Below are 23,906 nucleotides of genomic sequence, written 5' to 3' on the forward strand. Positions count from 1 at the left end.
CGGGGCCTCCTACCGAGGTCTGCATGTCTTCCCACGCCCCCGCTCATTCCGTTGCCCCGGCCGACCTGGCTGCACCGTCCACTGTCGTGCACAAGTTCGGCGGCACCTCGGTGGCCGATGCCGAACGCTATCGCCATGTGGGCGGCCTGCTGCTGGCCCGTCCCGAATCGTTGCAGGTCACTGTCGTCTCGGCTATGAAGGGCGTCACCGACGCGCTGATCGAACTGGCCCAGCTGGCGGCCAAGGGCGACGAAGGCTGGCGTGAGGCCTGGCATGCCCTGCGCGCACGCCATCGCGGCGCTGCCGTGGCGCTGCTGGGCGAGCAGGTGGGCGAGACGGTCGAGTGGATCGACGCCCGCTTCGATCAGTTGGCCGAGGTGCTGGCCGCGCTGGCGGTGATCGGCGAGCTGCCGCGCGAGGTGCTGGACCGTGTGCAGGGCTTGGGCGAAGTGTTTTCCGCACAGCTGCTTGGCACGCATCTGCGCGCGCTGGGCGAAGACTGCGCGGTACTCGACGCGCGCGATGTGCTGGTGGTCGGGCATGGCGAACTCGGCGTGGATGTCGACTGGGAAGCCAGTGCCGACCGCCTGGCCAAGTGGCGCCTGCAGCATCCGCAGTCGCGCCTGGTCGCCACCGGATTCGTCGCACGCGATCGCGATGACCGCATCACCACCCTCGGCCGCAACGGCAGCGACTATTCCGGTGCGATCTTTGCCGCGCTGTTCAACGCTGACGAGCTGCACATCTGGACCGATGTCGATGGCGTGCTGTCGGCGGACCCACGGCTGGTGCCCGAGGCAGTGCAGCTGGAAGCGCTGAGCTACGACGAGGCCTGCGAACTGGCGTACTTCGGCGCCAAGGTGGTGCACCCGCAGACGATGTCGCCGGCGATCCGCCTCGGTCTGCCGATCTTCATCCGCAATACGTTCCAGCCGGCGCATCCGGGTACGCGCATCAGTGCCGAGCGCTCGCCGCGTGGGCCGGTAAAGGGCCTGACCCTGAGCCCGGGCCTGGCCCTTTTGAACCTGGAAGGCACCGGCCTGATCGGCGTGCCCGGCACTGCAGAGCGCGTATTCGCCGCCCTGCGCCAGGCGCAGGTGTCGGTGGTGATGATCTCGCAGGGTTCGTCGGAACATTCAATCTGCTGCGTGGTGCGTGCTGCCGAAGCCGGCCGTGGCCGCGATGCACTGCTGCACGCATTTGCGCACGAGTTGTCAGCGGGACAGGTGCAGCGCGTGCAGGTCAGTGAAGGCGTCAGCGTACTGGCCGCGGTCGGTGATGGCATGGCCGGGCAGCCAGGCGTGGCGGCGCGCCTGTTCGAGGCACTGGGGCGTGCGCAGGTGAACATCCTGGCGATTGCGCAGGGCTCGTCCGAGCGCAACATCTCGGTCGCAGTGGACAGTGCCGATGCCACCCGTGCGCTGCGCGCGGCGCATGCAGGCTTCTGGCTGTCGCCGCAGACCTTCGCGGTCGGTGTGATCGGGCCCGGCAACGTTGGCGCCGCACTGCTGGACCAGTTGCTGGCCGCGCGCCCGCAGCTGCTGGCCAAGGCCAATGTGGATCTTCGCCTGCGCGCGCTGGCCTCGCGTTCGCGCATGCGCCTGGAAGTGGACGGCCTGCATGCGGACTGGCGCGAGGCCCTGCGGGACGCGGGTGAATCCAGCGATCTTGATCGTTTCACCGAACACCTGCTGGCTGCGCACCTGCCGCATGCGGTGGTGATCGACTGCAGCGGCAGTGCCGAGGTGGCCGAGCGCTACGAGGGCTGGCTGGCGGCGGGCATCCATGTGGTCACCCCGAACAAACAGGCGGGTGCCGGGCCGCTGCCGCGCTACCAGCGCATCCGCGCCGCCGCAGCGGCCAGTGGCGCGCGCTTCCGCTACGAGGCCACCGTGGGCGCGGGCCTGCCGGTGATCACCACGCTACGCGACCTGGTCGATACCGGTGATGAAGTGCTGGCGATTGAAGGCATCTTCTCCGGCACGCTGGCCTGGCTGTTCAACCGCTTCGATGGCAGTCAGCCGTTCTCGCAGCTGGTCGCGCAGGCGCGGTCGATGGGATATACCGAGCCGGACCCGCGCGATGATCTTTCGGGGGTGGACGTAGCACGCAAGCTGGTGATCCTTGCCCGAGAGGCCGGTCACGCGCTCAGCCTGGAGCAGGTACAGGTGGAAAGCCTGGTGCCGGCACTGCTGCGCGACGGCAGCGTGGATGACTTCATGGCGCGGCTGGGCGAGTCCGATGCCAGCCTGCTGCAGCGCCTGCAGGACGCGCGGGCGCGTGGCGCGGTGCTGCGCTACGTGGCACGGCTGGGCGCCGACGGCGCCTCGGTGGGCCTGCAGGAGCTGCCGGCCGACCACGCCTTCGCCAACCTGCGGCTGACCGACAACGTGGTGCAGTTCCGTACCCGCCGCTACTGCGACAACCCGCTGGTGGTGCAGGGACCGGGCGCTGGACCGGAAGTGACGGCGGCGGGCGTGTTCGCCGACCTGCTGCGGGTAGCCGCTGGCGAGGGGGCACGCCTGTGATCGCACGTGCATTTGCGCCCGCCTCGGTGGCCAACGTGGCGGTGGGCTTCGACATTCTGGGGCATGCCATTGCAGGCGTCGGCGATACGGTGAGCGTGCGGCGTATCGATGAGCCGGTGGTGCGCATCGAGGCGATCCGTGGCAGTGCGGTCGAACTGCCGCTGGAGGCGGCCGGAAACACCGCAGGTGCGGCGTTGATGTCGCTGCGCGCAGGGCTGGACCTGGACTTCGGCTTCGCGGTGGAGATCGACAAGGGCATTCCATTCGGCTCGGGCATGGGCGGCTCGGCAGCGTCGTGCGTCGCCGCGCTGGTTGCTGCCAATGCATTGCTGGATGCGCCACTCCCGCGCGAGGCGCTGTATCCGTTCGCGCTGGACGGCGAGGCCGTGGCCAGTGGGGGCCGCCACGGCGACAACGTGGGCCCGCTGCTGCTCGGCGGGCTGGCGTTGTGCACGGCCGACGGCCTGCTGCCGATCCCTGTGCCAGCCAGTTGGCACAGCCTGCTGGTGCACCCGCACGCGGTGCTGGAAACCCGTCTGGCACGCCAGGCGCTGCAAGGCAGCTATGCGCTGGGTGAATTCGTGGCGCAGAGTGCGAATCTTGCGTTGGTGCTCAGCGGCTGCCATCGCAGCGACGCGGCGCTGGTGCGCGCTGGCCTGCGCGATGTGCTGGTGGAGCCGCGACGGGCGGGACTGATCGGCGGCTTCGAGGCGGCTCGCGATGCGGCGTTGTCAGCCCGTGCAATGGGCGCAGGCATCTCCGGTGCCGGCCCCAGCGTGTTCGCCTGGTTCGAAGATGCCGACCGGGCCCACGCTGCCGCGGCGCCGGTGCAGGCCGCATTCGCTGCTGCCGGCTTCGACAGCGATGCCTGGGTGTCGCCGCTGGATGCGCCGGGAGCCCGGCTGTGCTGAATCCTTCTCCTTCTTTGGATACTGAACCCATGCACTTCGTTTCGACCCGCGGCCGGTCCCCGGCCGGTGGCCTCAGTGCGGCCATCGCTGCAGGCTTGGCGCCCGATGGTGGCCTGTACGTGCCCCAGGTACTGCCGGCGCCACGTGAGCTGGAAGCCGGTGCGGCCCTGGCCGATACCGCTGCAGATCTACTGGCACCGTTCTTCGCCGGGGATGCGCTGGAGGCCGCATTGCCGTCGATCTGCCGCGAGGCGTTCGACTTCCCGGTGCCGCTGCGTGCGCTCGGCGACGGTGACCACGTGCTGGAACTGTTCCATGGACCGACGGCGGCGTTCAAGGACATTGGTGCGCGTTTCCTGGCCGGTACGCTGTCGCGGCTGCAGGCCGGCAAGGACCGTGATCTGACCATCGTCGTCGCCACCTCCGGCGATACCGGCGCCGCCGTTGCCGCAGCCTTCCATCGCCAGCCAGGCGTACGCGTGGTGGTGCTGTATCCGGATGGCCGCGTGTCACCGCGCCAGGCGCACCAGCTCGGCTGCTTCGGTGACAACATCCAGGCGCTGCGCGTGGCCGGTGCCTTCGACGACTGCCAGGCCATGGTCAAGCAGGCGCTGGCCGACCGCGAACTGCAGGCACAGGTGCCGCTGAGCTCGGCCAACAGCATCAGCCTCGGTCGCCTGCTGCCGCAGATGAGTTATTACGCACATACGGCACTGAGCCACTACGCGTTGCATCGTCGCCGGCTCAACCTGGTGGTGCCGACCGGCAACCTGGGCAACGCGATGGCCGCGGTGCTGGCGCGCGCACTGGGGGTGCCGATCGGGCAGATCGTGCTGGCCACCAATGCCAATGCCGTGCTGCCCGCGTACTTCGGTGGCGGCGACTACCAGCCGCAGGCCAGTGTGGCCACCGTGGCCAATGCAATGGACGTGGGTGCGCCGAGCAACTTCGAGCGACTGCGCTGGCTCTACCACGGCGACGACGCGGAACTGCGTGCAGCTTTCCGCGCGTTCGCGGTGGATGACGTGACCATCCGCGCGACGATTGCGGCGGCCCATGCCAGCAGTGGCGAGCTGTTCTGCCCGCATACGGCTACGGCGGTGAAGGTGCTGCAGGATCTGCGCGCGCGCGGTGCCAAGGGCGACTGGGCGGTGGTGGCCACCGCACATCCGGCCAAGTTCGAGGCCGTGGTCGAGCCGTTGATCGGTGAAACGGTGACGGTGCCGCCTGCGCTGGATGCGTTGCTGCAGCGACCGGCGCACGCCGAACCATTGGCGGCAGATTACGCGGCGTTGCGCGAGGTGTTGTTGCGTTGATCGGAGAGGGATGCGGGTGCCGGCCAGCGGCCGGCACTACCCGTGTTGCATCCGTCCGGTAGTGCCGGCCGCTGGCCGGCAACCCAACCAACCGCGATACGGTCAGATCAACCCTTCACCGGCCAGCGCGCGCAGCCCGTCCTCGTCGAGGATCTCCACTACGTTCAGGTGGGGCAGGGCAATCAGTCCCTGCTGGCGCAGCTTGGTGAAGGTGCGGCTGACCGTTTCCATGGTCAGGCCCAGATGGTCGGCAATGTCGCCTCGGCCCATCGGCAGCGACACGCGCAGGCCGTCGCCGCCCAGCCTGGCTTCACGCGCGGCCAGGCGCAGCAGGAAATCGGCCAGCTTCTCGGCCGGCTGCAGGCGTGCCAGGGCCAGTGCGGCGTCCTGCGCGGCATCCAGTTCCTGGCAGGCACGCTGCAGCAGCTTGCGCTCCAGATGAGGGAAGCGGCTGCGCAGCAGCTTCATCTGTGGCAGCGCGACGCGGCACACGCGGCTGTCGGCGATGGCTTCGATGTCGCAGCGATGGTGGTCGCTGCCGCTCAGGCCCAGGTAGTCGCCGGGCAGCACGAAGCCGTTGATCTGGCGGCGGCCGTCGGCCAGGGTGCGTACCAGGCGCAGTGCGCCGGCAGTCAGTGTATAGACATGGTCTCGCTCTTCACCCGTGCGGGCCAGCGTGCTGCCCATGCTCACCTGCTGCGAAACGGTGACCTGTTCCAGCGCCTGCACTTCATCGGGCGACAGCGCCGAGCACACCGCAAGATGGCGAACCGAGCAGTGCAGGCAGTCCAGCGTGGTGCAGGACGGCGAGGCGGGATCGTTGGTGGCCGGCGGAGCGCCGGAAGGCCGTGACATGGTGCGGGGGCGTATCGCGGGCGGGGAGGGCCTTATGATACTTCAAGCGGCCGTTCGACCCTGCCCGAGGCGGGGGCGCTAGAATGTCGCCCCCTCCCACGTCCCGTTCCAGCAGGAGTTCCGCCCGTGATCAAGCCCCGTACCCCGCCCGGCACCCTTGAACTGCTGCCGCGCGAGCAGATTGCGTTCCAGCGCATGCTGGACGTCATCCGCCGCAACTACGAGCGCTTCGGGTTCCTGCCGGTGGAGACGCCGGTGTTCGAGCTGTCCGACGTGCTGCTGACCAAGTCCGGCGGCGAGACCGAGCGCCAGGTGTACTTCGTGCAGTCCACCGGCGCGCTGGCCAACGCGGCCGAATCGGGCGACCGTTCGCTGCCGGAGATGGCGCTGCGCTTCGACCTGACCGTGCCGCTGGCACGCTACGTGGCCGAGCACGAACACGAACTCACCTTCCCGTTCCGTCGCTACCAGATGCAGCGCGTGTACCGCGGCGAGCGTGCCCAGCGCGGCCGTTTCCGTGAGTTCTACCAGTGCGACATCGACGTGATCGGCAAGGACAGCCTCAGCGTTCGCTATGATGCCGAAGTGCTGGCGGTCATCCACGCCGTGTTCTCGGAGCTGCGCATCGGCGACTTCAGCATCCAGCTGAACAACCGCAAGCTCATGCGCGGCTTCTTCGAAAGCCTGGGCGTGGCCGAAGGCGAGCGCCAGCTGGCGGTGCTGCGCGAAGTGGACAAGCTGGACAAGCGCGGCGCCGATTACGTGCGCGAGACGCTGGTGGGCGAGGGCTTCAACATCCCGGGCGAGCAGGTCGAGAAGATCCTGGCCTTCGTGGCCGTGCGTTCGCAGGGCCATGCCGATGCGCTGGCGCAGCTGGCCACACTTGAAGCCGACGCCGGCTCTTCGGAAATCCTGCGCACCGGCGTCGCCGAGCTGCGCGAAGTGCTGCAGCTGGTGCAGGCACTGGGTGTGCCGGAGAGCGCGTACTGCCTGAATTTCTCCATCGCGCGCGGCCTGGACTATTACACCGGCACCGTCTACGAGACCACGCTGACCGACCACCCGCAGATCGGCTCGATCTGTTCGGGCGGCCGTTACGAGGACCTGGCCAGCCACTACAGCAAGTCGAAGCTGCCGGGCGTGGGCATCTCCATCGGCCTGTCGCGCCTGTTCTGGCAGCTGCGCGAAGCCGGCCTGATCGATGGCATCGAGGCCAGCAGCGTGCAGGCGCTGGTGGCGCTGATGGACGAGCAGGGCATGGCGCAGTCGCTGGACATCGCCCGCCGCCTGCGCGCCGGTGGCATCAACACCGAAGTGCAGATGGAGCCGAAGAAGATCGGCAAGCAGTTCCAGTACGCGGCCAAGGCCGGCATCCGCTTCGTGGTGCTGGCCGGTGAGGATGAGCTGGCGCGCGGCGTGGTGGCGGTGAAGGACCTGGTGCGCGAGCAGCAGTTCGAAGTCTCCCGCGACGAGCTGGCCAGCACCCTGCAGGTCGAGCTGGAGCAGTCGAAGGTGATGTAACGGCCGGTTGGCCGCGCGCCACCACGCCACGAAAACGCCCGCCACCCGGTGGGCGTTTTTTTTTGCCATTGCCTGGGGTCAGGGCGGTTTTCCTCCAGAAACGGATCCGCCCCCGCCAACCCTCAGCAACCTGGCATTTGACCTTGCTTCGCATGCAGCAGGCGCAGGGGCAGCGCCGCCCAGCCTCCCCCAGATTTGACGCGCTGCGCAAGAATGCGCTAATGTACTAACGCGCTATTACATTGATGCATGGAAACAGCCCCGTGAAAGCCCGCCCCGATATTGCCGCCAAAGACCCCAAGGCCGACCTGGAAGCCCTGGCCCGGGCCTTTGCCGCCCTGCGCGAGCCGGAGCAGGTGGAAGCCTTCCTGCGCGACCTGTGCACTCCGGCCGAGCTGGAAGCCATGGCCGACCGCTGGAAGGTGGTGCCGCTGCTGCAGCAGGGCGTGCCGTACCGCGAGATCCACGAGCGCACCGGCGTCAGTGTGACCACCACCGGACGGGTGGCGCGCACGCTCGAGCATGGCCATCGGGGCTATGCCGCCGCCATCGACCGCCTTGCTTCGCGCTGATCCGCGCCCCGTTCCGAACTTCGAGACCTCCCCCATGAGTGCAACCCAGGCAGCGCCGGCACGAGACCGGCTGCGTATCGCCATCCAGAAGAGTGGCCGGCTGGCCGAGCCCGCCCGCAACCTGCTCAGCGCCTGTGGCCTGAGCTGGCGCGAAAGCCGTGACAAGTTGTTCTGCTACGGCGAATCGCTGCCGGTAGACCTGCTGCTGGTGCGCGACGACGACATCCCCGGCCTGATCGCCGACGGCGTCTGCGACCTCGGCATCGTCGGCCGCAACGAGCTGGACGAGCAGGCCGCGGCACGTCGCCAGATCGGCCTGCCCGACGCCTACCAGGCGCTGCGCGGGCTGGGCTTCGGCCAGTGCCGGCTGATGCTGGCGGTGCCCGAGGAATGGCAGTGGCAGGGCCCGGCGCAGCTGGCCGGCACCCGCATCGCCACCAGCTACCCGGCCATCCTCACGCAGTGGCTGGCCGAGCAGGGCGTGGACGCGCAGGTGGTCGAGCTGTCCGGGTCGGTGGAAATCGCCCCGCGCCTGGGTACCGCCGACCTGATCTGCGATCTGGTGTCCAGCGGCGCCACGCTGCGTGCCAACCAGTTGACCCCGGTACACAACCTGCTCGACAGCGAGGCGGTGCTGGCTGGTGCGGTGCGCGTGCCGGATGATGCACGTGCATCGCTGCGCGCGATGCTGCTGCGCCGCCTCGACGGCGTGGTGCAGCGCCAGGACCGCAAGCTGCTGATGTTCCGCGCCAGCGAGGATCGCGTCGACGCGCTGGCGCAGTTGCTGGCCGATGCCGAGCCGCTGGTGCGGCTGCCGGCCGATGGCGGTGCGCTGCGCCTGCAGACCATGTGCCCCGGCCCGCTGAGCTGGCAGCGCATGGAGGAACTCGAGCGCGCGGGTGCGCAGGGCCTGATGGTACTGAGCGTGGAGCGGTCGCTGGCATGAACCGTCTGATCTGGTCCCGACTTGATGAGGCCGCGCGCAGCGCGGCATTGACCCGCCCGGTGCAGACCGTGGCGCAGCAGACCCGCGACGCGGTGGCGACGCTGATTGCACAGGTGCGCGCGCAGGGCGACGACGCGCTGCGTGCGATCACCGCACGCTTCGATGGTGTCGAACTGTCGTCCTTTGCAGTGAGCGAAGCCGAGTACGCTGCGGCCGAAGCCGCCGTACCCGGCGAACTGCGCCAGGCCATGGTGGACGCGGCCGAGCGCATCGCCCGCTTCCACGCCGCCGGCATGGGCAAGGGATACGCAGTTGAAACCGCGCCGGGCGTAGTCTGCGAACGCATGCTGCGTCCGATCGGGCGGGTGGGCCTGTACGTGCCAGCCGGCAGCGCGCCGCTGCCGTCCACCGCGCTGATGCTGGGGGTTCCGGCACAGCTGGCCGGCTGCCCGCAGGTGGTGCTGTGCACGCCGCCGCGAGCCGATGGCAGCGCAGACCCGGCCGTACTGGTGGCGGCGCGGCTGACCGGCGTGCAGCGCGTGTTCAAGCTGGGCGGCGCGCAGGCGATCGCTGCCATGGCCTATGGCACCGCAAGCATTCCCGCCTGCGACAAGCTGTTCGGGCCGGGCAACAGCTTCGTTACCGAAGCCAAGCAGCAGGTCGCACAGGACGGCGCCGCCGCCATCGACATGCCGGCCGGTCCTTCGGAAGTGCTGGTGATTGCCGATGCCGGCGCCAATCCGGCATTCGTCGCCGCCGACCTGCTGTCGCAGGCCGAGCATGGTCCGGATTCGCAGGTACTGCTGCTGACCGACGATGCCGCGATGCTGGCCGCGGTCGAAGCCGAGGTCGAGCGCCAGGTGGCCGTGTTGCCGCGCCAGCAGATCGCGCGCCAGGCCTTGTCGGCCTCGCGCCTGATCCAGGTCGATTCGCTGGACGAGGCCTTCGCGATCAGCAACCGCTATGCACCCGAGCACCTGATCCTGGCCCTGCGTGATCCGCGCGCGTGGCTGGACAAGGTGCAGGCCGCCGGCTCGGTGTTCCTGGGGGATTACACCCCCGAAGCACTGGGCGACTACTGCAGCGGGACCAACCACGTGCTGCCGACCGCCGGTGCCGCGCGTGCCTATAGTGGCGTCAGCGTTGCCAGCTTCCAGAACCTGATCAGCGTGCAGAGCGCGAGCGCCGCCGGCTTGGCCGCGATCGGCGGCTGCGCGCGCACCATCGCCACTGCCGAGGGCCTCGACGCGCACGAACGTGCGGTGGCCCTGCGCATGGAGGCCGCCGCATGAGCGCCGCCATTGATGACGTGCTGGCACTGGTGCGCCCGGATCTGCAGGCCTTCGCCGGCTACAGCTCGGCGCGCAGTGCGGTGGTGCAGGGCGAGGTCTGGTTGAATGCCAACGAGTCGGCCTGGGCCAATCCGGCCGATGCGGCTGGCAGCAGCCGGCGCTATCCCGAACCGCAACCGCTGGCGCTGCGTGAGGAACTGGCGGCGCTGTACGGAGTGACGCCACAGCAGCTGCTGGTCGGCCGCGGCAGTGACGAGGCCATCGACCTGCTGGTGCGCGCGCTGTGTGTGCCCGGTCGCGATGGCGTGCTGGTCACGCCGCCGGTGTTCGGCATGTACGCCGTCTGCGCACGCCTGCAGGGTGCCGCATTGATTGAAGTGCCGCTGGTGGACGGTGAGGATGGCCTGCGCGCCGATCTGGATGCGGTGATCGACGCGGCCAAGGCGCAGGGAGCCAAGCTGGTGTTCCTGTGCGCACCGTCGAACCCGGCCGGCAGTGACATCGCTCTGGAGGAGGTCGAGCGTGTGGCGGTTGCGCTGCGCGGGCAGGCGCTGGTGGTGGTGGACGAGGCCTATGTGGAGTACGCGGGGCGCGCATCGGCCACCACGCTTCTGGCCGCACACGCCAACCTGGCGGTACTGCGCACCTTGTCCAAGGCGCACGCGCTGGCTGCTGCCCGTATCGGCACCCTGATGGCCGCCCCGGAGCTGATTGCCGTGCTGCGCCGCTGCCAGGCGCCGTACCCGGTGCCGACGCCGTGCGCGGAACTGGCGGTGCAGGCGTTGCAACCCGCCGCGCTGGCCCGGACCGCCGAGCGCGTAGCCACGGTGATTGCCGAGCGCGAACGCCTGCGCGTGGCGCTGCCGGGCCTGCCCGGCGTGCGTCGCGTCTACCGCTCGGCCGGCAACTACCTGCTGGTTCGCTTCGCCGATGCCCAGGCCGCGTTCGATACGCTGCTGGCTGCGGGCGTGGTGGTGCGCGACCAGCGCGCCGCGCCGCAGCTGGGTGATGCGCTGCGCATCAGCATCGGCAGCCCCGAAGAGAATGACCGCGTGCTTGCGGCCCTGTCGGCGCGGAGGGCCGCAGCATGACCCCGATCCTGTTCATTGACCGCGACGGCACCCTCATCGAGGAGCCGTCCGACTTCCAGATCGACGCCTACGAAAAGCTGCGCTTCGTGCCACAGGTGATCCCGGCGCTGCTGAAGCTGCGTGACGCCGGCTACCAGTTCGTGATCGTCACCAACCAGGACGGCCTGGGCAGCGACAGCTACCCGCGCGCCAGCTTCGATGGCCCCAACGAGCTGATGCTGCAGATCTTCGAAAGCCAGGGCATCACCTTCCGCGACGTGCTGATCGACTGCAGCTGGCCGCAGGACAACGCCACGACCCGCAAGCCGGGCATCGGCCTGATGACCGCCTACCTGCAGGACCGCAGCATCGACTGGGCACGCTCGGCCATGGTTGGCGACCGCATCACCGACCTGCAGTTCGCCGACAACCTCAACATCCGTGGCTTCCAGCTGCGCACCGCGCAGTTCGGGGGCGAGTGGGACTGGCCGGGCATTGCCCACGCGCTGGCCGACGCGCCGCGCACCGCCGTGGTCCAGCGCAACACGAAGGAGACCAAGATCCGCGTCGAACTGGACCTGGATCGCGCCGGTGATGCACGCATCTCCACCGGCCTGCCGTTCTTCGACCACATGCTGGAACAGATCGGCAAGCACGGCGGCTTCGCCCTCGATATCCAGGCCGAGGGTGACCTGCACATCGATGAGCACCACACCATCGAGGACACCGGGCTGGCCTTGGGCCAGGCCCTGCGCGAGGCGCTGGGCGACAAGCGCGGCATCGGCCGCTACGGTTTCACCCTGCCGATGGACGAGACGCTGGCCAGTGCTGCGCTGGACTTCAGCGGCCGCCCGTACTTCGTGTTCGAGGGCGAGTTCAAGCGCGAGCGGGTGGGGGACATGCCGACCGAGCTGGTGCCGCATTTCTTCCGCTCGCTGTGCGATGCCAGCGGCCTGAACCTCAACCTGCAGGTGCGCGGCGACAACGATCACCACAAGGTGGAGGCCTGCTTCAAGGCGCTGGCGCGCGCACTGCGCCCGGCGCTGGCGAGGCAGGGCACCGCGTTGCCCAGTACCAAGGGGGCGCTGTGAGCGATGTTGCGCTGATCGATGCCGGTGGTGCCAACCTGGGCTCGGTGCGCTACGCACTGGAGCGGCTGGGCGCGACGGTGCGGCTGGTGCGCGATGCGGACGGCCTGGTGGGTGCGCAGCGGGTGATCCTGCCCGGCGTCGGCGCCGCCGGTCCCGGCATGCAGCGCCTGCACGCGCAGGGCCTGGTCGAGCCGTTGCAGCGGCTGGAGGTGCCGCTGATGGGCATCTGCCTTGGCATGCAGCTGCTGTTCGAACGCTCCGAGGAAGCGGGTGTGGAGACACTGGGACTGATTCCGGGCGTGGTGCGCAAGCTGGTGCCGGCCTGTGGCATCCGCGTGCCGCACATGGGCTGGAACCGCCTGCTGCCGCTACGTGAGTCGGTGCTGTTGCAGGGTGTGCCGGAACGCGCCAGCGCCTACTTCGTGCACAGCTATGCGGCGCCGCTCAATACCCATACCGTCGCTGCCTGCGACCACGGCGGGCTGTTCACTGCCGTGGTGGAGCAGGGGCGTTACTACGGCGCACAGTTCCATCCCGAGCGCTCCGGCGAGACCGGCTCGCTGATGCTGCGCAATTTCCTCGAGGGCACTGCTGCATGAGTTTCATCGTCTACCCCGCGCTGGATATCCGCGACGGCCGCGTGGTGCGGCTGCGCCAGGGCGACTACGCGCAGGAAACCTCCTACGGCGACGATCCGCTGCCGCGCGCGCAGGCGTTCGCCGCGCAGGGCGCGCAGTGGATGCACCTTGTGGATCTGGATGCCGCACGCGCCGGTGGCTATACGCTGGCGCCGCTGCTGGCGGCGATCCGCGCGCACACGCCGCTGCAGGTGCAGACCGGCGGTGGCGTGCGCGGCCGCGACGACGTGGCGCGCATCCTCGATGCCGGCGCCGGCCGCGTGGTGGTGGGTTCGCTGGCGGTGCGTCGCCCCGATGAGGTGGTCGGCTGGCTGGAGGAATTCGGCGCCGAGCGCATCACGATTGCGCTGGATGCCCGCCAGGACGCACAGGGGCAGTGGCAGCTGCCGGTGCACGGCTGGACCGAGAACGCCGGGGTGACCCTGGATGACCTGGCCCAGCGCTACGCGCGCGCCGGCATGCGCCACCTGTTGTGCACCGACATCGCCCGCGACGGCATGCTGGCCGGGCCCAATATCGGCCTCTACCAGCACCTGTCGGCATTGCTGCCGGGAGTGGCGGTGCAGGCGTCCGGCGGCATCCGTGACGTGGCCGACGTTGCTGAAGCGCGAAGTGCGGGTTGCGGCGGTGCGATCCTCGGCAAGGCGCTGCTGGAACAGCGCATGGACCTGGCGGAGGCGCTGGCATGTTGAGCCGCCGCATCATTCCCTGCCTTGACGTGCGCGATGGCCGGGTGGTCAAGGGTGTGCGCTTCCGCGACCACGTCGACATGGGTGACATCGCCGAGTTGGCGCAGCGCTATCGCGACGAGGGCGCCGACGAGCTGGTGTTCTATGACATCGGCGCCAGCCCCGAGGCGCGTTCGGTCGACGTTGCCTGGATCGAGCGCATCGCGCGGCTGATCGACATTCCGTTCTGCGTGGCCGGTGGCATCGACAGCGTGGAAACCGCGCGCCGCGTGTTGTTCGCCGGTGCCGACAAGGTGTCGATCAACTCGCCCGCGCTGGGCCGTCCCGAACTGATCACTGAACTGGCCGACGAGTTCGGCGTGCAATGCGTGGTGGTCGGTGTCGATTCGGTGCGCGAAGCGGATGGCCAATGGCGGGTGCGCCGTTTCAGCGGAGACCCGGCCAAGACCCAGGCGGTGCCACTGCGCACCCTGGACTGGATTGTCGAGGCGCAACGTCGGGGCGCCGGTGAGATCGTGCTGAACTGCATGGACAGCGATGGCGTGCGCCGCGGCTACGATGTCGCACAGTTGCAGCAGGCGCGGGCACTGTGCCAGGTGCCGCTGATCGCCTCCGGTGGCGCCGGTGCGATGGAACATTTCGCAGAAGCCTTCGACCAGGCCGACGTCGATGGTGCACTGGCGGCGAGCGTGTTCCACAGCGGCGCCATCGCCATTCCAGAATTGAAGCGCTACCTGCGCGGACAGCAGATCGAGGTGCGGGATGTCTATTGAAGTCAGGCCGTCGTTGGACGCATTGCAGGCGCTGGACTGGGGCAAGGGCGACGGCCTGCTGCCGGCCGTGGTGCAGGATGCCGATACCCTGCAGGTGCTGATGCTGGGCTATGTCAGCGCAGAGTCGCTGGCGGCCACGCTGGCCATCGGCCACATGACCTTCTTCAGCCGCAGCAAGCAGCGGTTGTGGACCAAGGGCGAGCAGTCCGGCAACGTGCTGGTGGTGCAGTCGATCAGCGTCGACTGCGATGCCGACACGCTGCTGGTGATGGCACGCCCGGCGGGACCAACCTGCCACACGGGTGCGGAGAGCTGTTTCGACCAGGCGCCGAAGGACTTCCTGGGCGGGCTGGGCCAGTTGGTGGCGATGCGTGAGGCGCAGCGCCCGCCGGGCAGCTATACGACCAGCCTGTTCGAGGGCGGCATCCGCCGCATCGCACAGAAGGTGGGTGAGGAGGGGGTGGAGACCGCGCTGGCGGCGGTGGCGCAGGATGACGAGGCGCTGCTCGGCGAGGCTTCGGACCTGCTGTACCACCTGCTGGTACTGCTGCGCGCGCGCGGTCTGTCGCTGGACGATGCGCGGGCGGTGCTGGAAAAACGCCATCGTTGAAGCGTGGTAGTGCCGGCCGCTGGCCGGCAACATCATCATCTTCGGGCATCGAGGGGGTGCCGGCCAGCGGCCGGCATGCCCGCCGGCAATGCAGCCGAGCGTAACTGGGCTCTACAATACCGCGTCTCTTTCTGCCGGATGTCTCCCATGAAACTGCCTGCCGCCTGGCTGTGCTGCCTGTTGCTGACCTCGCCGGCCTGGGCTGCGGACACCGTGGTCACCGGCAAGGTCTATCTGGAGCGTGACGGCAAGCCGGGCCGCGGTGCGACCGATCCGGGCCTGGCCGGGGTGCAGGTCTCCAACGGCGAGGTCATCGTCAAGACCGCCGCCGACGGCAGCTACAGCCTGCCGGTGCGCGATGGCCAGACCGTGTTCGTGATCAAGCCCGATGCGTATTCGTTCCCGAAGGCGGCAGACGGCCTGCCTTCGTTCTGGCGCCACTTCCGCCCGAACGGCTCGCCGGCGCTGAAGTACGGCGGCATCGCCGCCACCAGCGATGTCACCCGCAACTGGGAATTCGCGCTGCAGTCGGATCGCCATGACAGCCGTCGCGGCTTCCAGATGCTGGTCTTCACCGACTCCCAGACCGCCAGCCTGAAGGACATCGGCTACTACCAGCAGTCGATCGTGGCGCCGCTGGTCGGCCAGACCAAGGCGCGCATGGGCACCACCCTGGGTGACATCGTCAGCGACGATCTGACCCTGTATCCGGCAATCAACAGGGTCACCACGTCGCTGGGCGTGCCGTGGTTCCATGTGCCGGGCAATCACGACCTCGATTTCGATGCAGCCAGCGACGAGCATTCGCTGGACAGCTGGCGCAACATCTACGGCCCGGACACCTACGCGGTGGAAGAGGGCGGTGCCAGTTTCGTGTTCCTCGACGACGTGGTGTACGACCCCAACGCAAGGCCGAAGTATGTCGGTGGCCTGCGCGAAGACCAGTTCGCCTTCCTTGCCGGCTACCTGAAGGGCCTGCACAAGGACCGTCTGCTGGTGCTGGGCATGCACATCCCGCTGTTCGACGCCGCGCCGGGGCGCGAGACCTTCCGTCATGCTGACCGCCAGCGCCTGTTCGACCTGCTGAAGGACTTCCGCAACGTGCTGGTGCTCAGCGGCCACAGCCACACCCAGCAGCACGTCTACCACGGCAAGGCCGAGGGCTGGAACGGTGACAAGCCGCTGCACGAATACAACGTCGGTGCCAACTGCGGTGCGTTCTGGTCGGGGGTGAAGAATGCCGCTGGTGTGCCGGACAGCACCATGAGCGACGGCACGCCGAAGGGCTATGCACTGCTCGACGTGGCCGGCAACGGCAGCTATCGCCTGCAGTACCGCGTGGCCGGCAAGCCGGCCAGCGAGCAGATCGGCCTGCATGCCCCCAAGGTGCTGCGCCAGGGGGCCTACCCGGCGTGGGGCATCTATGCCAACGTCTATATGGGTGAGGATGCCAGCATGGTCGAGTACCGCGTCGATGGTGGCGCCTGGCAGCCGATGAAGCAGGTCAGCCAGCCCGATCCGCGCCTGATGGTGGAGAACGTGGCCGACGACCTGGCCGACACCCTGCGCGGCTACGACCGCTCACCGGAGGCCACCGCATCGCCGCACCTCTGGCGCGGTGCGCTGCCGACCGACCTGGCGGTGGGCAGCCACAAGGTTGAGGTACGCTCCACCCAGCCCGATGGCGCGGTGTTCACCGCGACCACCCGCTACAGCCTGCAGGCCGCCCAGCCCTGATCCCGCACCACCGTTCCAGCGAAAGGACCCCGCATGGATATCCGTTTCATGGCCGGCACCACGCCGGTCACTCTCAGCCGCCACTGGTTCACCGGCGCGATGCTGCTGCAGAGCGCCTCCGAGAAGGTCTGGGTGCAGCACCCGCTGCATCCGGGCACCCACTTCTCGTTCTCGCTGGTACAGTCGTGGCTGCGCCACATCGCCGGCCATGAGGTGCTGGTCGAGCGCACCCGGCCGCTGTTGTTCGCCGGCTTCCGCCCGCAGCGCCTGCGCGTGCTGGTGGATGGCGTGCAGGTAGCCGAACAGGAAGGCATGTAGGCCAACCTGAACCGCCGGCGCGCTAGGCAAAGCCGCCCCGATGCCTGAGAATCGGGGCGATTCAATCGATCCAAGCAGGCCAGCGTGACCATCGCAGCAGCGTCCCCGGTTTCCACCGACTCCGCCCGCGGCGGTCTTCCGCGCAGTCTCGTTGTCGCCGATGTCGGCGGCACTTTCGCCCGTTTGGCGCTGGCTGAAACGCAGCCCGGCCAGGCACCCCTGCTGGGCAGCCATCGCACCTATGCCTGCGCCGAGCATCCGAGCCTGGCCGCGATCCTGGCCGATTTCACCGCTGGCCTCGGCCAGCCGGTGCAGACCGCGGTGGTCGCCATCGCCGGCCTGCTAGATGGCGACGTGCTGATCAATTCCAATCTGCCGTGGACGGTCTCGCTGTCGACCACCCGAGCGCAGTCCGGGCTGCATGAACTGCAGCTGATCAATGATTTTGAGGCGGTGGCGTTGGCCATTCCCTACCTGCAGCCGGATACGCTGGTGCCGTTGAACGGCGATGCCGACCCGGCGCAGGCGTTCCCGGCGCTGGTGCTGGGTGCGGGTACCGGCCTCGGCGCCGCGCTGCGCTTTGCCGATGGCGAGCGCCCGGTGCTGGCCAGTGAAATCGGCCATGCCGCGCTCGGCGCCGGCAATGCGCTGGAGCTGCAGGTGCTGGGCAAGCTGCTGCAGCGCTGGTCGCATGTGGACAATGAGCGCGTGCTGTCCGGCAGTGGCCTGATGAACCTGTATCCGTGCCTGTGCGAACTGCGTGGCGTCACTCCAGTGTGGAGCAGTACCGAAGCACTGATCGGTGCCGCGCGCAGCGGTGAGGATGCGCTGGCCGTGGAAACGCTGCAGGTGTTCTGTGCCTGGCTGGGCAGCCTGGCCGGCGACGCAGCGATCGCCGTCGGCGCCCGTTCGGTGTACCTGGCCGGTGGCATTTCCGCGCATGTGCAGGATTTCCTGGCCGATGGTCGCTTCCGTGAGCGCTTCCTCAACAAGGGCGTGCTGACCGAGGTGCTGCGCCAGGTGCCGGTATGGCGCGTGGAGCATGGCCAGCTGGGCGTTCTCGGCGCAGCGGTCTGGCATGCCGCGCGGCAGCCCACGCACGACTGATCGTCGCGACCGGCATCGGGCCGGCCGTGCATTGCAGACTGGGAGGGGAAGATGGTGGATCGCAGGCAGTTCCTGCAGGCCGGCGCACTGGCCGCAGGTATGGCGGCTTTGCCGGGCGTGCAGGCGCGCACGCAGGGTGGGGCCAGGGTGGTTTCGACCTGGGACTTCGGCGTGCCGGCCAACCAGGCCGCGTGGAAGGTGCTGGCGCAGGGTGGCAGCGCACTGGATGCAGTTGAAGCCGGTGCACGCTGGGCCGAGAGCGAACTGTGCAACCCCACCGTCGGCCATTGCGGCAACCCGGATCGCGACGGCGTGCTGAGCCTGGATGCGAGCATCATGGATGGCGATGGCCGTTGTGGCGCAGTGGCCGCGCTGGTCGACATCCTGCATCCGGTGTCGGTGGCCCGCAAAGTGATGGAAAACAGCCCGCACGTGCTGCTGGTGGGCGAGGGCGCGCAGCAGTTCGCGGTGCAGCAGGGTTTCGAGCGCAGACACCTGCTGACGCCGCAGGCCGAAGCGGCCTGGCGCGAGTGGCTGAAGACCGAGAAGTACCAGCCGCAGATCAATGCCGAGCGCCGTGGTATTCCTGGCAACAGCGACAACCACGACACCATCGGCATGCTGGCGCTGGATGCCCGCGGTAACCTGGCCGGCGCCTGCACCACCAGCGGCATGGCCTGGAAACTGCACGGCCGGGTCGGCGACAGCCCGATCATCGGTGCCGGCCTGTACGTCGACAACGAAGTGGGTGCGGCCACTGCTTCGGGCGTGGGCGAGGAGATGATCCGCAACGCCGCCTCGTTCCTGGTGGTCGAGCTGATGCGCCAGGGGCGCTCGCCGGCGCAGGCCTGCCGCGAGGCCATCGACCGTGTGGTGCGCAAGCGCCCGGAGGCGAGCAGGACATTGCAGGTGTGCTTCCTGGCCATGAACAAGCAGGGCGAGGTCGGCGCCTACGCGCTGCATCGTGGCTTCGTCTATGCGGTGTGCGATGCGCAGCGCCAGGATGACCTGCGTGACTCGCCGTCGATCTACACGAGCGCCCAGGCGTGAGCACGCGGCTCACTCTGGAAATCGCCAGCAACTCGCTGGCCTCGGCGCTGGCCGCGCAGGCCGGCGGCGCCGACCGCATCGAGCTGTTCGACAACCTGGCCGAAGGTGGCACCACGCCGTCGTTCGCCAGCATCGCGATGGCCCGCGAACGCCTGTCGATTCCGCTGTTCGTACTGGTGCGCCCGCGCCCGGGCGACTTCCACTACGACGCAGTGGAAACCGAACTGATGCTGCGTGACATCGCGCAGTGCCGCGCGCTGGGCTGCGATGGCGTGGTGATCGGTGCGCTGGACGTGCAGGGCGGCATCGACGTGGCGTTGTGCCGCGAACTTGTGCAGGCCGCCGGGCCACTGCAGGTGACCTTCCACCGCGCGTTCGATGCGGCCCGCGATCTGCCTGCGGCACTGGAACAGGTGATCGGACTGGGTTGCCAGCGCGTGCTGACCTCGGGCGGCCAGGCCAGCGCCGAGGCCGGCGCCGAAGTACTGGCCGGCCTGGTGACCGAGGCGAAGGGACGCATCAGTGTGATGGCCGGCGCCGGGCTGGGCCCGGCCAATATCGCCGCCGTTGCGCGACGGACCGGCTGCACCGAACTGCACGCCTCGGCCAAGGGCCTGCGGCGCTCGGCCATGCAGTTCCAGAACCCGGCTTTGCGCGGGCTGGACCCGGACTGGAGCCAGACCGCCACCGCCACCGTGGCCGCGCTGCGGCAGGCGCTGGACGGCGCAAGGTAGCCCGCTTGTCCTGTAGAGCCGAGCCCACGCTCGGCTGCTCTTTGGACCGGGGTTGGATCCCTTCGCAGAATGGCTCCGACCCCGGGCCTGCCCATCGTTGCGGCCGAAGAAGTGACGCTTACAGCACGTTCGAACGGCTAGGGCGGCAGGCCAAGTCGTTGAAATGGATACGCTGGTGCGCCGTCGCATGGCGGCGCAGTCGGTGATTGCCGATAGTGGTTCATACCGTCGTTCGCCAACGAATTCCCGCATGTTTCGACTGTTCCTGCTGCTTGTCTGCGCGGTGCCAGCCATTGCAGTCTGCGCACGTGAAGGGCATGCACCGGAGTGGGTGCGGGAGGTGGCTGCCGACAAGGACCTGCAGGTTGACCCCGAAATGGTTGGCGTGAGGCTGGAGCCAACCGCGCGGGGCGCGTTCCTCGACACGCGTACACATCGAATCGGGGCGAGGCGTTTGCGCGCGCTGTATCAGGTATTCGATTCCAACGCGGATAACCCGATGGGCCTTTGCGGCGCTGGGCGCGAGATCCATCTGTTCGTCTACGAATTGACCCTACCGAAGCCCATTGAGCGCGGCAGGGTGTTGATCAGCAGCTGCCTTGAAGCCCTGTCTCTGGCGAGCCAGAACTCAGGGCGATCCAACAGTGAATCCGACTTTTCCTCGGTCATCTGGCAGAGGGCCGGGTTCACCATCGAGTGGTGGGGTATCGGACCCGGAGGCGATACGTCGAGCCACTACGCGCTCCGAAATGACCGCTTCGTCCCGACTCGATCGGGTGAGGGGAATCGCTGAGGGCGGACAAAACCGTTCCGCGCGCGGTTGTCGTGATCGTGTCACTACTTCGTGCGCCGTTCTCTCAGCGATGTGTCGCAACTCTTTGATTGTTTTGGATACCGACGGTCGTTAGCGGCATACCGCCGGCTCTTGTTGCGCCGCCGCATGCCGGGCGTGGTTCAGCTGTGCTTTAGTTTGGATCGATCCACAGGGGAGGTGCCCAGATCGGTCATGAACCGGTCCAGGCGCCTGGATCCGTCGTAGTGCCGCGCCACCGTCCGCCCGTGCGTCCACATCTTCGAAGAGCAACCACCCATGGCTCAGATCGTCCACAAGCGTCGCCACCTGCTGTCCCAGGCCCTGATCCTGGCCCTGCTTCCCCTGGCTGCCAATGCGCAGCAAGCCTCAAGCTCGTCTACCAAGGACCTCGACGCGGTCACCGTTACCGGTTCGCGCATCAAGCGCGCCGCGGTCGAAGGCCCGGCCCCGGTCAACGTGATCACCGCGCAGCAGATCCAGAAAGAGGGCTTTGTCAGCGTGTATGACGCGCTGAAGACGCTCACCGAAGCGACCGGAACTGTTGAAGCCGCCTCGCAGTGGGGCTCGCATACGCCCAATGCCAGTGGCCTGAACCTGCGCGGGATGGGGCCGAACCGCTCGCTGCTGCTGGTCAATGGCCGCCGCGTGGCCGATTACCCGCTGCCATACGGCGGTGAAACCAACTTCTCCAACTACGGCAACATTCCGGCCGCGGCGGTGGAGCGGATCGAAGTGCTGACCGGTGGCGCCTCGGCCATCTACGGCTCGGATGCGATCGCCGGCGTGGTCAACGTCATCCTCAAAACCAACTACGACGGTGACGAAGTGCGCGTGCGCGGCGGCACCTCCACCGAAGGGGGACGCGATACCTGGGACCTGTCCTGGGCCGGCGGCAGGACAGGGGACAACTGGAGCGTGACCTATGCGTTGCAGTACACCAAGCGCGATCCGTTGTTCGGCCGCGATCGCCCGCAGATGGACGATGCCGATGATGCACCGTATGCGTCCTGGAACATGGAGCAGCGCAAGGTCGGCTTCCGTCCCACGGCCGGGCTGGCGCTGATCGATCCGACGACGGGCCAGCGCCTGGCGCCGCCCACCGGTACCTGCGAGAAGTTCGACGGTGAGTACTACACGGCCGATCGACTGGTATACAACTACGCCGCCAACCGCATCACCAACACCGGCCGCCTGTGCGGCATGAGCGCCGACTACGCCAACTGGCTGCTCACCGGTGGCGCCGAGAACGTGTCCGGCAACCTCTATGCCACCTTCGATTTCAGCAGCGACCTGCAGGCCTGGACCAACCTGGCGGTGTACCGCTCCGAAGCAATCTGGGGCACCAACCCGCCCAGCGTCTCGCTGATCGACGACGACAACGGCTATTACTGGGATGCCAATCGCAACCGCCCGATCCTGGGCGTGCGCCAGTTCACTCCGAACGAAGTCGGTGGCCTGGACACCCTGCGCAACACCAACCGTGAGCTGTCCTGGGACTGGAGCGCGGGCCTGCGTGGCCGCCTTGCCGATCGCTTCGACTGGAGCGCCACGGTGGGCCGTTCCTACTATCGCGTGGAAGAACGGCAGAACGTGGTGGACGAGCAGAAGTCGTATGACTACTTCCTCGGCCCGCGCCTGGGCACCACCGCCGATGGCGAGGCGATCTACGCGTTGAACGAATCGCGCTGGTGGAACCCGCTGACGCCTGACCAGTACTGGCAGATGGGCACAGTGGCCAGGAACCGCGCGTCATCGTGGGTCAACCAGGCCTCGGCGGACATCACCGGCGAGCTGTTCCAGGGCTGGGCCGGCCCGATCTCGTTCGCCGCCGTGGCCGAAGTCGCGCAGCAGGGCTATCACCTCAGCCCGGACCCGCGCGCCGGCGTCGACTTCGATCTGCAGAACGTCGATCGCGGTGGCGGCGAGCGCACCCGTTACTCGGCCGGCGTCGAGTTCAAGATCCCGCTGCTGGAGAGCGTGACGGCCACCGCCGCCGCCCGCTACGACCGCTATGGCAACTACAAGGCCGATGACAGCAGTGAAGCGCTGGATATCGGCAGCCAGAAGGAGACCACCTGGAACGTCGGCCTGGAATGGCGCCCGGTCGAATCGCTGCTGGTGCGTGGCTCGTACGCCACCAGCTTCCACGCGCCGGACATGCACTACCTGCTGGGCCAGCCGAGCAGTTCCGAAGTGCAGACCTATGACCGCCTGCGCTGCATCCAGAGCGGTGCCTACCTGGTCAACAACTGTGGCGTGGGCAACACCGATGTCTGGTACACCTTCGACGTGAACCGTCGTGGCACGCCGCTGCTGCGCTCGGAGACCGGCGATTCGTGGACGGTCGGCTTCGTCTGGGACGTGATGCCCAACCTGTCGGTCAGCGCCGACTACTGGGCGATCAAGCTGGAGGACATGATCGTCGACGTCGGCGCCGACGAGGTGCTGGCCAGCGAGGCCGGCTGCCTGACCGGCAAGAACATCGATGGCACGCCGTGGGCCAATCCGGCCGGTGGCGATTATTGCGCCGGCATCCTGGCCCGCGTGAACCGTGACAGCAACGGCCGCCTGGTATCGATCGAGCGCGGCCCGTTCAACCTGGCCAGCCGGGAAGTGCGCGGCATCGACCTGACTGCTCGCTATCGCCTGGAAACCGCGCAGTGGGGCAGCTTCCAGCTGGGCCTGAACTACACCAACCAGATCTCGACCAAGGAGCAGCGCTACGCCAACGACCCGAATCCGGAACGCCGCGATCGTGACCTGCGCAGCAAGCTGCGCGCGAGCCTGGCCTGGCAGCGCGGCAACTGGAACGCCAACGTCTATGCCGACCGCGTGGGCTCGGTGCCGGGCGTGCGCTATCACTGGGGCACCGATCGCCTGGATAATCCCGGCGGCTGCCTGCCGTTCGCCGATGGCTACGTGCCCAGTGACAGTCCCGCGCTGAACTGCCTGGAACCGGCGCGGCTGCCGGATGGTTCGGTGAATCCGAACCCCAACGCGGGCCAGACGACCTCGCGCTACTTCGGCCGGGTTGGGCCGTTCATCACCTGGAACGTCAACGTGGGCTACCAGGTGACCGAGCACGCCAAGGTCAATGTCTACGTCAACAACGTGTTCAACTCGGCCAGCTGGAACCACAAGGACCCGTACAAGCTGGATTATGACTTCGCCCCGACCCGGTTGCTGAGCGCGGTCGGCCGCGAGTTCGCATTGGAGTATGTGTTCACCTTCTGAGGAGACCGACCTCCGCCGCTGGATCCACGCCATGCGTGGATGCGGAAGCGGACCACCGGGGCGGCGCCCCCTTCAGGCATGCGGACAGGCTGGATTTGAC

The 23,906-nt window shown here is 68.2% G+C and carries 21 protein-coding genes; 20 read left to right on the forward strand and 1 reads right to left on the reverse strand.

Features of this window, described 5'->3' with window-relative positions:
- Positions 1-23 precede the first annotated feature (23 nt).
- From thrA to thrC, 3 genes are read left to right on the forward strand one after another with little or no spacing between them, the layout of a single operon-like run.
- Positions 24-2,528 carry a bifunctional aspartate kinase/homoserine dehydrogenase I gene (thrA, locus tag ACMGRF_RS06990; protein ID WP_049413801.1) on the forward strand — a complete coding sequence of 835 codons (2,505 nt, stop codon included), beginning with the start codon at positions 24-26 and terminating at the stop codon, positions 2,526-2,528.
- Positions 2,525-3,439 carry a homoserine kinase gene (locus tag ACMGRF_RS06995; protein ID WP_180879959.1) on the forward strand — a complete coding sequence of 305 codons (915 nt, stop codon included), beginning with the start codon at positions 2,525-2,527 and terminating at the stop codon, positions 3,437-3,439. The genes thrA and ACMGRF_RS06995 overlap by 4 nt, the downstream gene beginning before the upstream one ends.
- Positions 3,440-3,468: 29 nt before the next feature.
- Positions 3,469-4,755 carry a threonine synthase gene (gene thrC / locus ACMGRF_RS07000; protein WP_180879957.1) on the forward strand — a complete coding sequence of 429 codons (1,287 nt, stop codon included), beginning with the start codon at positions 3,469-3,471 and terminating at the stop codon, positions 4,753-4,755.
- 102 nt (positions 4,756-4,857) lie between these two features.
- On the opposite strand, the gene ACMGRF_RS07005 is transcribed toward thrC, so the two are convergent.
- Positions 4,858-5,610: a Crp/Fnr family transcriptional regulator gene (locus tag ACMGRF_RS07005; RefSeq protein ID WP_099495177.1), complete on the reverse strand. Its 753-nt coding sequence runs from the start codon at positions 5,608-5,610 to the stop codon at positions 4,858-4,860.
- Between the two features lie 126 nt (positions 5,611-5,736).
- On the opposite strand from ACMGRF_RS07005, the gene hisS reads away from it, so the two are divergent.
- The 17 genes from hisS (at position 5,737) to ACMGRF_RS07090 (ending at position 23,806) form a co-directional block, all read left to right on the forward strand.
- A complete protein-coding gene (gene hisS / locus ACMGRF_RS07010) occupies positions 5,737-7,131 on the forward strand; it encodes a histidine--tRNA ligase (protein WP_049413795.1) in 1,395 nt (464 codons plus the stop codon).
- Positions 7,132-7,394: 263 nt separating this feature from the next.
- Positions 7,395-7,703: a YerC/YecD family TrpR-related protein gene (locus ACMGRF_RS07015; RefSeq protein WP_049438528.1), complete on the forward strand. Its 309-nt coding sequence runs from the start codon at positions 7,395-7,397 to the stop codon at positions 7,701-7,703.
- 34 nt (positions 7,704-7,737) lie between these two features.
- The gene (gene hisG / locus ACMGRF_RS07020; RefSeq protein WP_049438529.1) at positions 7,738-8,649 is read left to right on the forward strand and encodes an ATP phosphoribosyltransferase; all 912 of its coding nucleotides are present in this window, start codon (positions 7,738-7,740) and stop codon (positions 8,647-8,649) included.
- Positions 8,646-9,941 (forward strand): histidinol dehydrogenase, encoded by a 1,296-nt coding sequence (gene hisD, locus ACMGRF_RS07025; RefSeq protein WP_414485756.1) that lies wholly within the window; start codon positions 8,646-8,648, stop codon positions 9,939-9,941. Before hisG ends, hisD begins: the two co-directional genes overlap by 4 nt.
- Entirely contained in the window at positions 9,938-11,032 is a 1,095-nt protein-coding gene (hisC, locus tag ACMGRF_RS07030) for a histidinol-phosphate transaminase (protein ID WP_414485757.1), read from the forward strand. The genes hisD and hisC overlap by 4 nt, the downstream gene beginning before the upstream one ends.
- Entirely contained in the window at positions 11,029-12,102 is a 1,074-nt protein-coding gene (hisB, locus tag ACMGRF_RS07035) for a bifunctional histidinol-phosphatase/imidazoleglycerol-phosphate dehydratase HisB (RefSeq protein WP_049413790.1), read from the forward strand. Before hisC ends, hisB begins: the two co-directional genes overlap by 4 nt.
- Complete coding sequence (gene hisH / locus ACMGRF_RS07040) at positions 12,099-12,701, forward strand: imidazole glycerol phosphate synthase subunit HisH (RefSeq protein ID WP_049413788.1); 603 nt, start codon at positions 12,099-12,101, stop codon at positions 12,699-12,701. Before hisB ends, hisH begins: the two co-directional genes overlap by 4 nt.
- On the forward strand, positions 12,698-13,432 hold the full coding sequence (gene hisA / locus ACMGRF_RS07045) for a 1-(5-phosphoribosyl)-5-[(5-phosphoribosylamino)methylideneamino]imidazole-4-carboxamide isomerase (protein WP_099495182.1): 735 nt from the start codon (positions 12,698-12,700) through the stop codon (positions 13,430-13,432). Before hisH ends, hisA begins: the two co-directional genes overlap by 4 nt.
- Positions 13,426-14,202, forward strand: coding sequence for an imidazole glycerol phosphate synthase subunit HisF (gene hisF / locus ACMGRF_RS07050; protein ID WP_414485758.1), 777 nt, complete (start codon positions 13,426-13,428; stop codon positions 14,200-14,202). The genes hisA and hisF overlap by 7 nt, the downstream gene beginning before the upstream one ends.
- The gene (gene hisIE / locus ACMGRF_RS07055) at positions 14,192-14,812 is read left to right on the forward strand and encodes a bifunctional phosphoribosyl-AMP cyclohydrolase/phosphoribosyl-ATP diphosphatase HisIE (RefSeq protein WP_014037012.1); all 621 of its coding nucleotides are present in this window, start codon (positions 14,192-14,194) and stop codon (positions 14,810-14,812) included. Before hisF ends, hisIE begins: the two co-directional genes overlap by 11 nt.
- 147 nt (positions 14,813-14,959) lie before the next feature.
- Positions 14,960-16,549, forward strand: a complete 1,590-nt coding sequence (locus ACMGRF_RS07060; RefSeq protein WP_414485759.1) for a calcineurin-like phosphoesterase C-terminal domain-containing protein — start codon at positions 14,960-14,962, stop codon at positions 16,547-16,549.
- 33 nt (positions 16,550-16,582) lie between these two features.
- Entirely contained in the window at positions 16,583-16,867 is a 285-nt protein-coding gene (locus tag ACMGRF_RS07065) for a hypothetical protein (protein ID WP_065199045.1), read from the forward strand.
- Positions 16,868-16,951: 84 nt separating this feature from the next.
- The gene (locus ACMGRF_RS07070) at positions 16,952-17,974 is read left to right on the forward strand and encodes a glucokinase family protein (RefSeq protein WP_049413782.1); all 1,023 of its coding nucleotides are present in this window, start codon (positions 16,952-16,954) and stop codon (positions 17,972-17,974) included.
- A gap of 51 nt (positions 17,975-18,025) precedes the next feature.
- Positions 18,026-19,024 (forward strand): N(4)-(beta-N-acetylglucosaminyl)-L-asparaginase, encoded by a 999-nt coding sequence (locus tag ACMGRF_RS07075; RefSeq protein WP_414485760.1) that lies wholly within the window; start codon positions 18,026-18,028, stop codon positions 19,022-19,024.
- Entirely contained in the window at positions 19,021-19,758 is a 738-nt protein-coding gene (locus ACMGRF_RS07080) for a copper homeostasis protein CutC (protein ID WP_414485761.1), read from the forward strand. The genes ACMGRF_RS07075 and ACMGRF_RS07080 overlap by 4 nt, the downstream gene beginning before the upstream one ends.
- 163 nt (positions 19,759-19,921) lie before the next feature.
- Positions 19,922-20,551 carry a hypothetical protein gene (locus tag ACMGRF_RS07085; RefSeq protein WP_414485762.1) on the forward strand — a complete coding sequence of 210 codons (630 nt, stop codon included), beginning with the start codon at positions 19,922-19,924 and terminating at the stop codon, positions 20,549-20,551.
- Positions 20,552-20,848: 297 nt separating this feature from the next.
- Positions 20,849-23,806, forward strand: a complete 2,958-nt coding sequence (locus ACMGRF_RS07090; RefSeq protein WP_134709258.1) for a TonB-dependent receptor plug domain-containing protein — start codon at positions 20,849-20,851, stop codon at positions 23,804-23,806.
- Positions 23,807-23,906 lie beyond the last annotated feature (100 nt).

Origin of the sequence: Stenotrophomonas sp. EMP41 (genome assembly GCF_047495535.1) — a bacterium.
In the GTDB taxonomy this organism is placed as follows: domain Bacteria; phylum Pseudomonadota; class Gammaproteobacteria; order Xanthomonadales; family Xanthomonadaceae; genus Stenotrophomonas; species Stenotrophomonas sepilia.

Coding starts and splice junctions, on each gene's coding strand:
- hisD (WP_414485756.1), top strand. CDS start 8,646: ATGAACCGTCTGATCTGGTCCCGACTTGATGAGGCCGCGCGCAGCGCG.
- ACMGRF_RS07060 (WP_414485759.1), top strand. CDS start 14,960: ATGAAACTGCCTGCCGCCTGGCTGTGCTGCCTGTTGCTGACCTCGCCG.
- ACMGRF_RS07075 (WP_414485760.1), top strand. CDS start 18,026: ATGGTGGATCGCAGGCAGTTCCTGCAGGCCGGCGCACTGGCCGCAGGT.
- hisB (WP_049413790.1), top strand. CDS start 11,029: ATGACCCCGATCCTGTTCATTGACCGCGACGGCACCCTCATCGAGGAG.
- ACMGRF_RS07065 (WP_065199045.1), top strand. CDS start 16,583: ATGGATATCCGTTTCATGGCCGGCACCACGCCGGTCACTCTCAGCCGC.
- ACMGRF_RS07085 (WP_414485762.1), top strand. CDS start 19,922: ATGGATACGCTGGTGCGCCGTCGCATGGCGGCGCAGTCGGTGATTGCC.
- hisA (WP_099495182.1), top strand. CDS start 12,698: ATGAGTTTCATCGTCTACCCCGCGCTGGATATCCGCGACGGCCGCGTG.
- hisC (WP_414485757.1), top strand. CDS start 9,938: ATGAGCGCCGCCATTGATGACGTGCTGGCACTGGTGCGCCCGGATCTG.
- ACMGRF_RS07005 (WP_099495177.1), bottom strand. CDS start 5,610: ATGTCACGGCCTTCCGGCGCTCCGCCGGCCACCAACGATCCCGCCTCG.
- hisF (WP_414485758.1), top strand. CDS start 13,426: ATGTTGAGCCGCCGCATCATTCCCTGCCTTGACGTGCGCGATGGCCGG.
- ACMGRF_RS07090 (WP_134709258.1), top strand. CDS start 20,849: ATGGCTCAGATCGTCCACAAGCGTCGCCACCTGCTGTCCCAGGCCCTG.
- thrA (WP_049413801.1), top strand. CDS start 24: ATGTCTTCCCACGCCCCCGCTCATTCCGTTGCCCCGGCCGACCTGGCT.
- hisIE (WP_014037012.1), top strand. CDS start 14,192: ATGTCTATTGAAGTCAGGCCGTCGTTGGACGCATTGCAGGCGCTGGAC.
- hisG (WP_049438529.1), top strand. CDS start 7,738: ATGAGTGCAACCCAGGCAGCGCCGGCACGAGACCGGCTGCGTATCGCC.
- thrC (WP_180879957.1), top strand. CDS start 3,469: ATGCACTTCGTTTCGACCCGCGGCCGGTCCCCGGCCGGTGGCCTCAGT.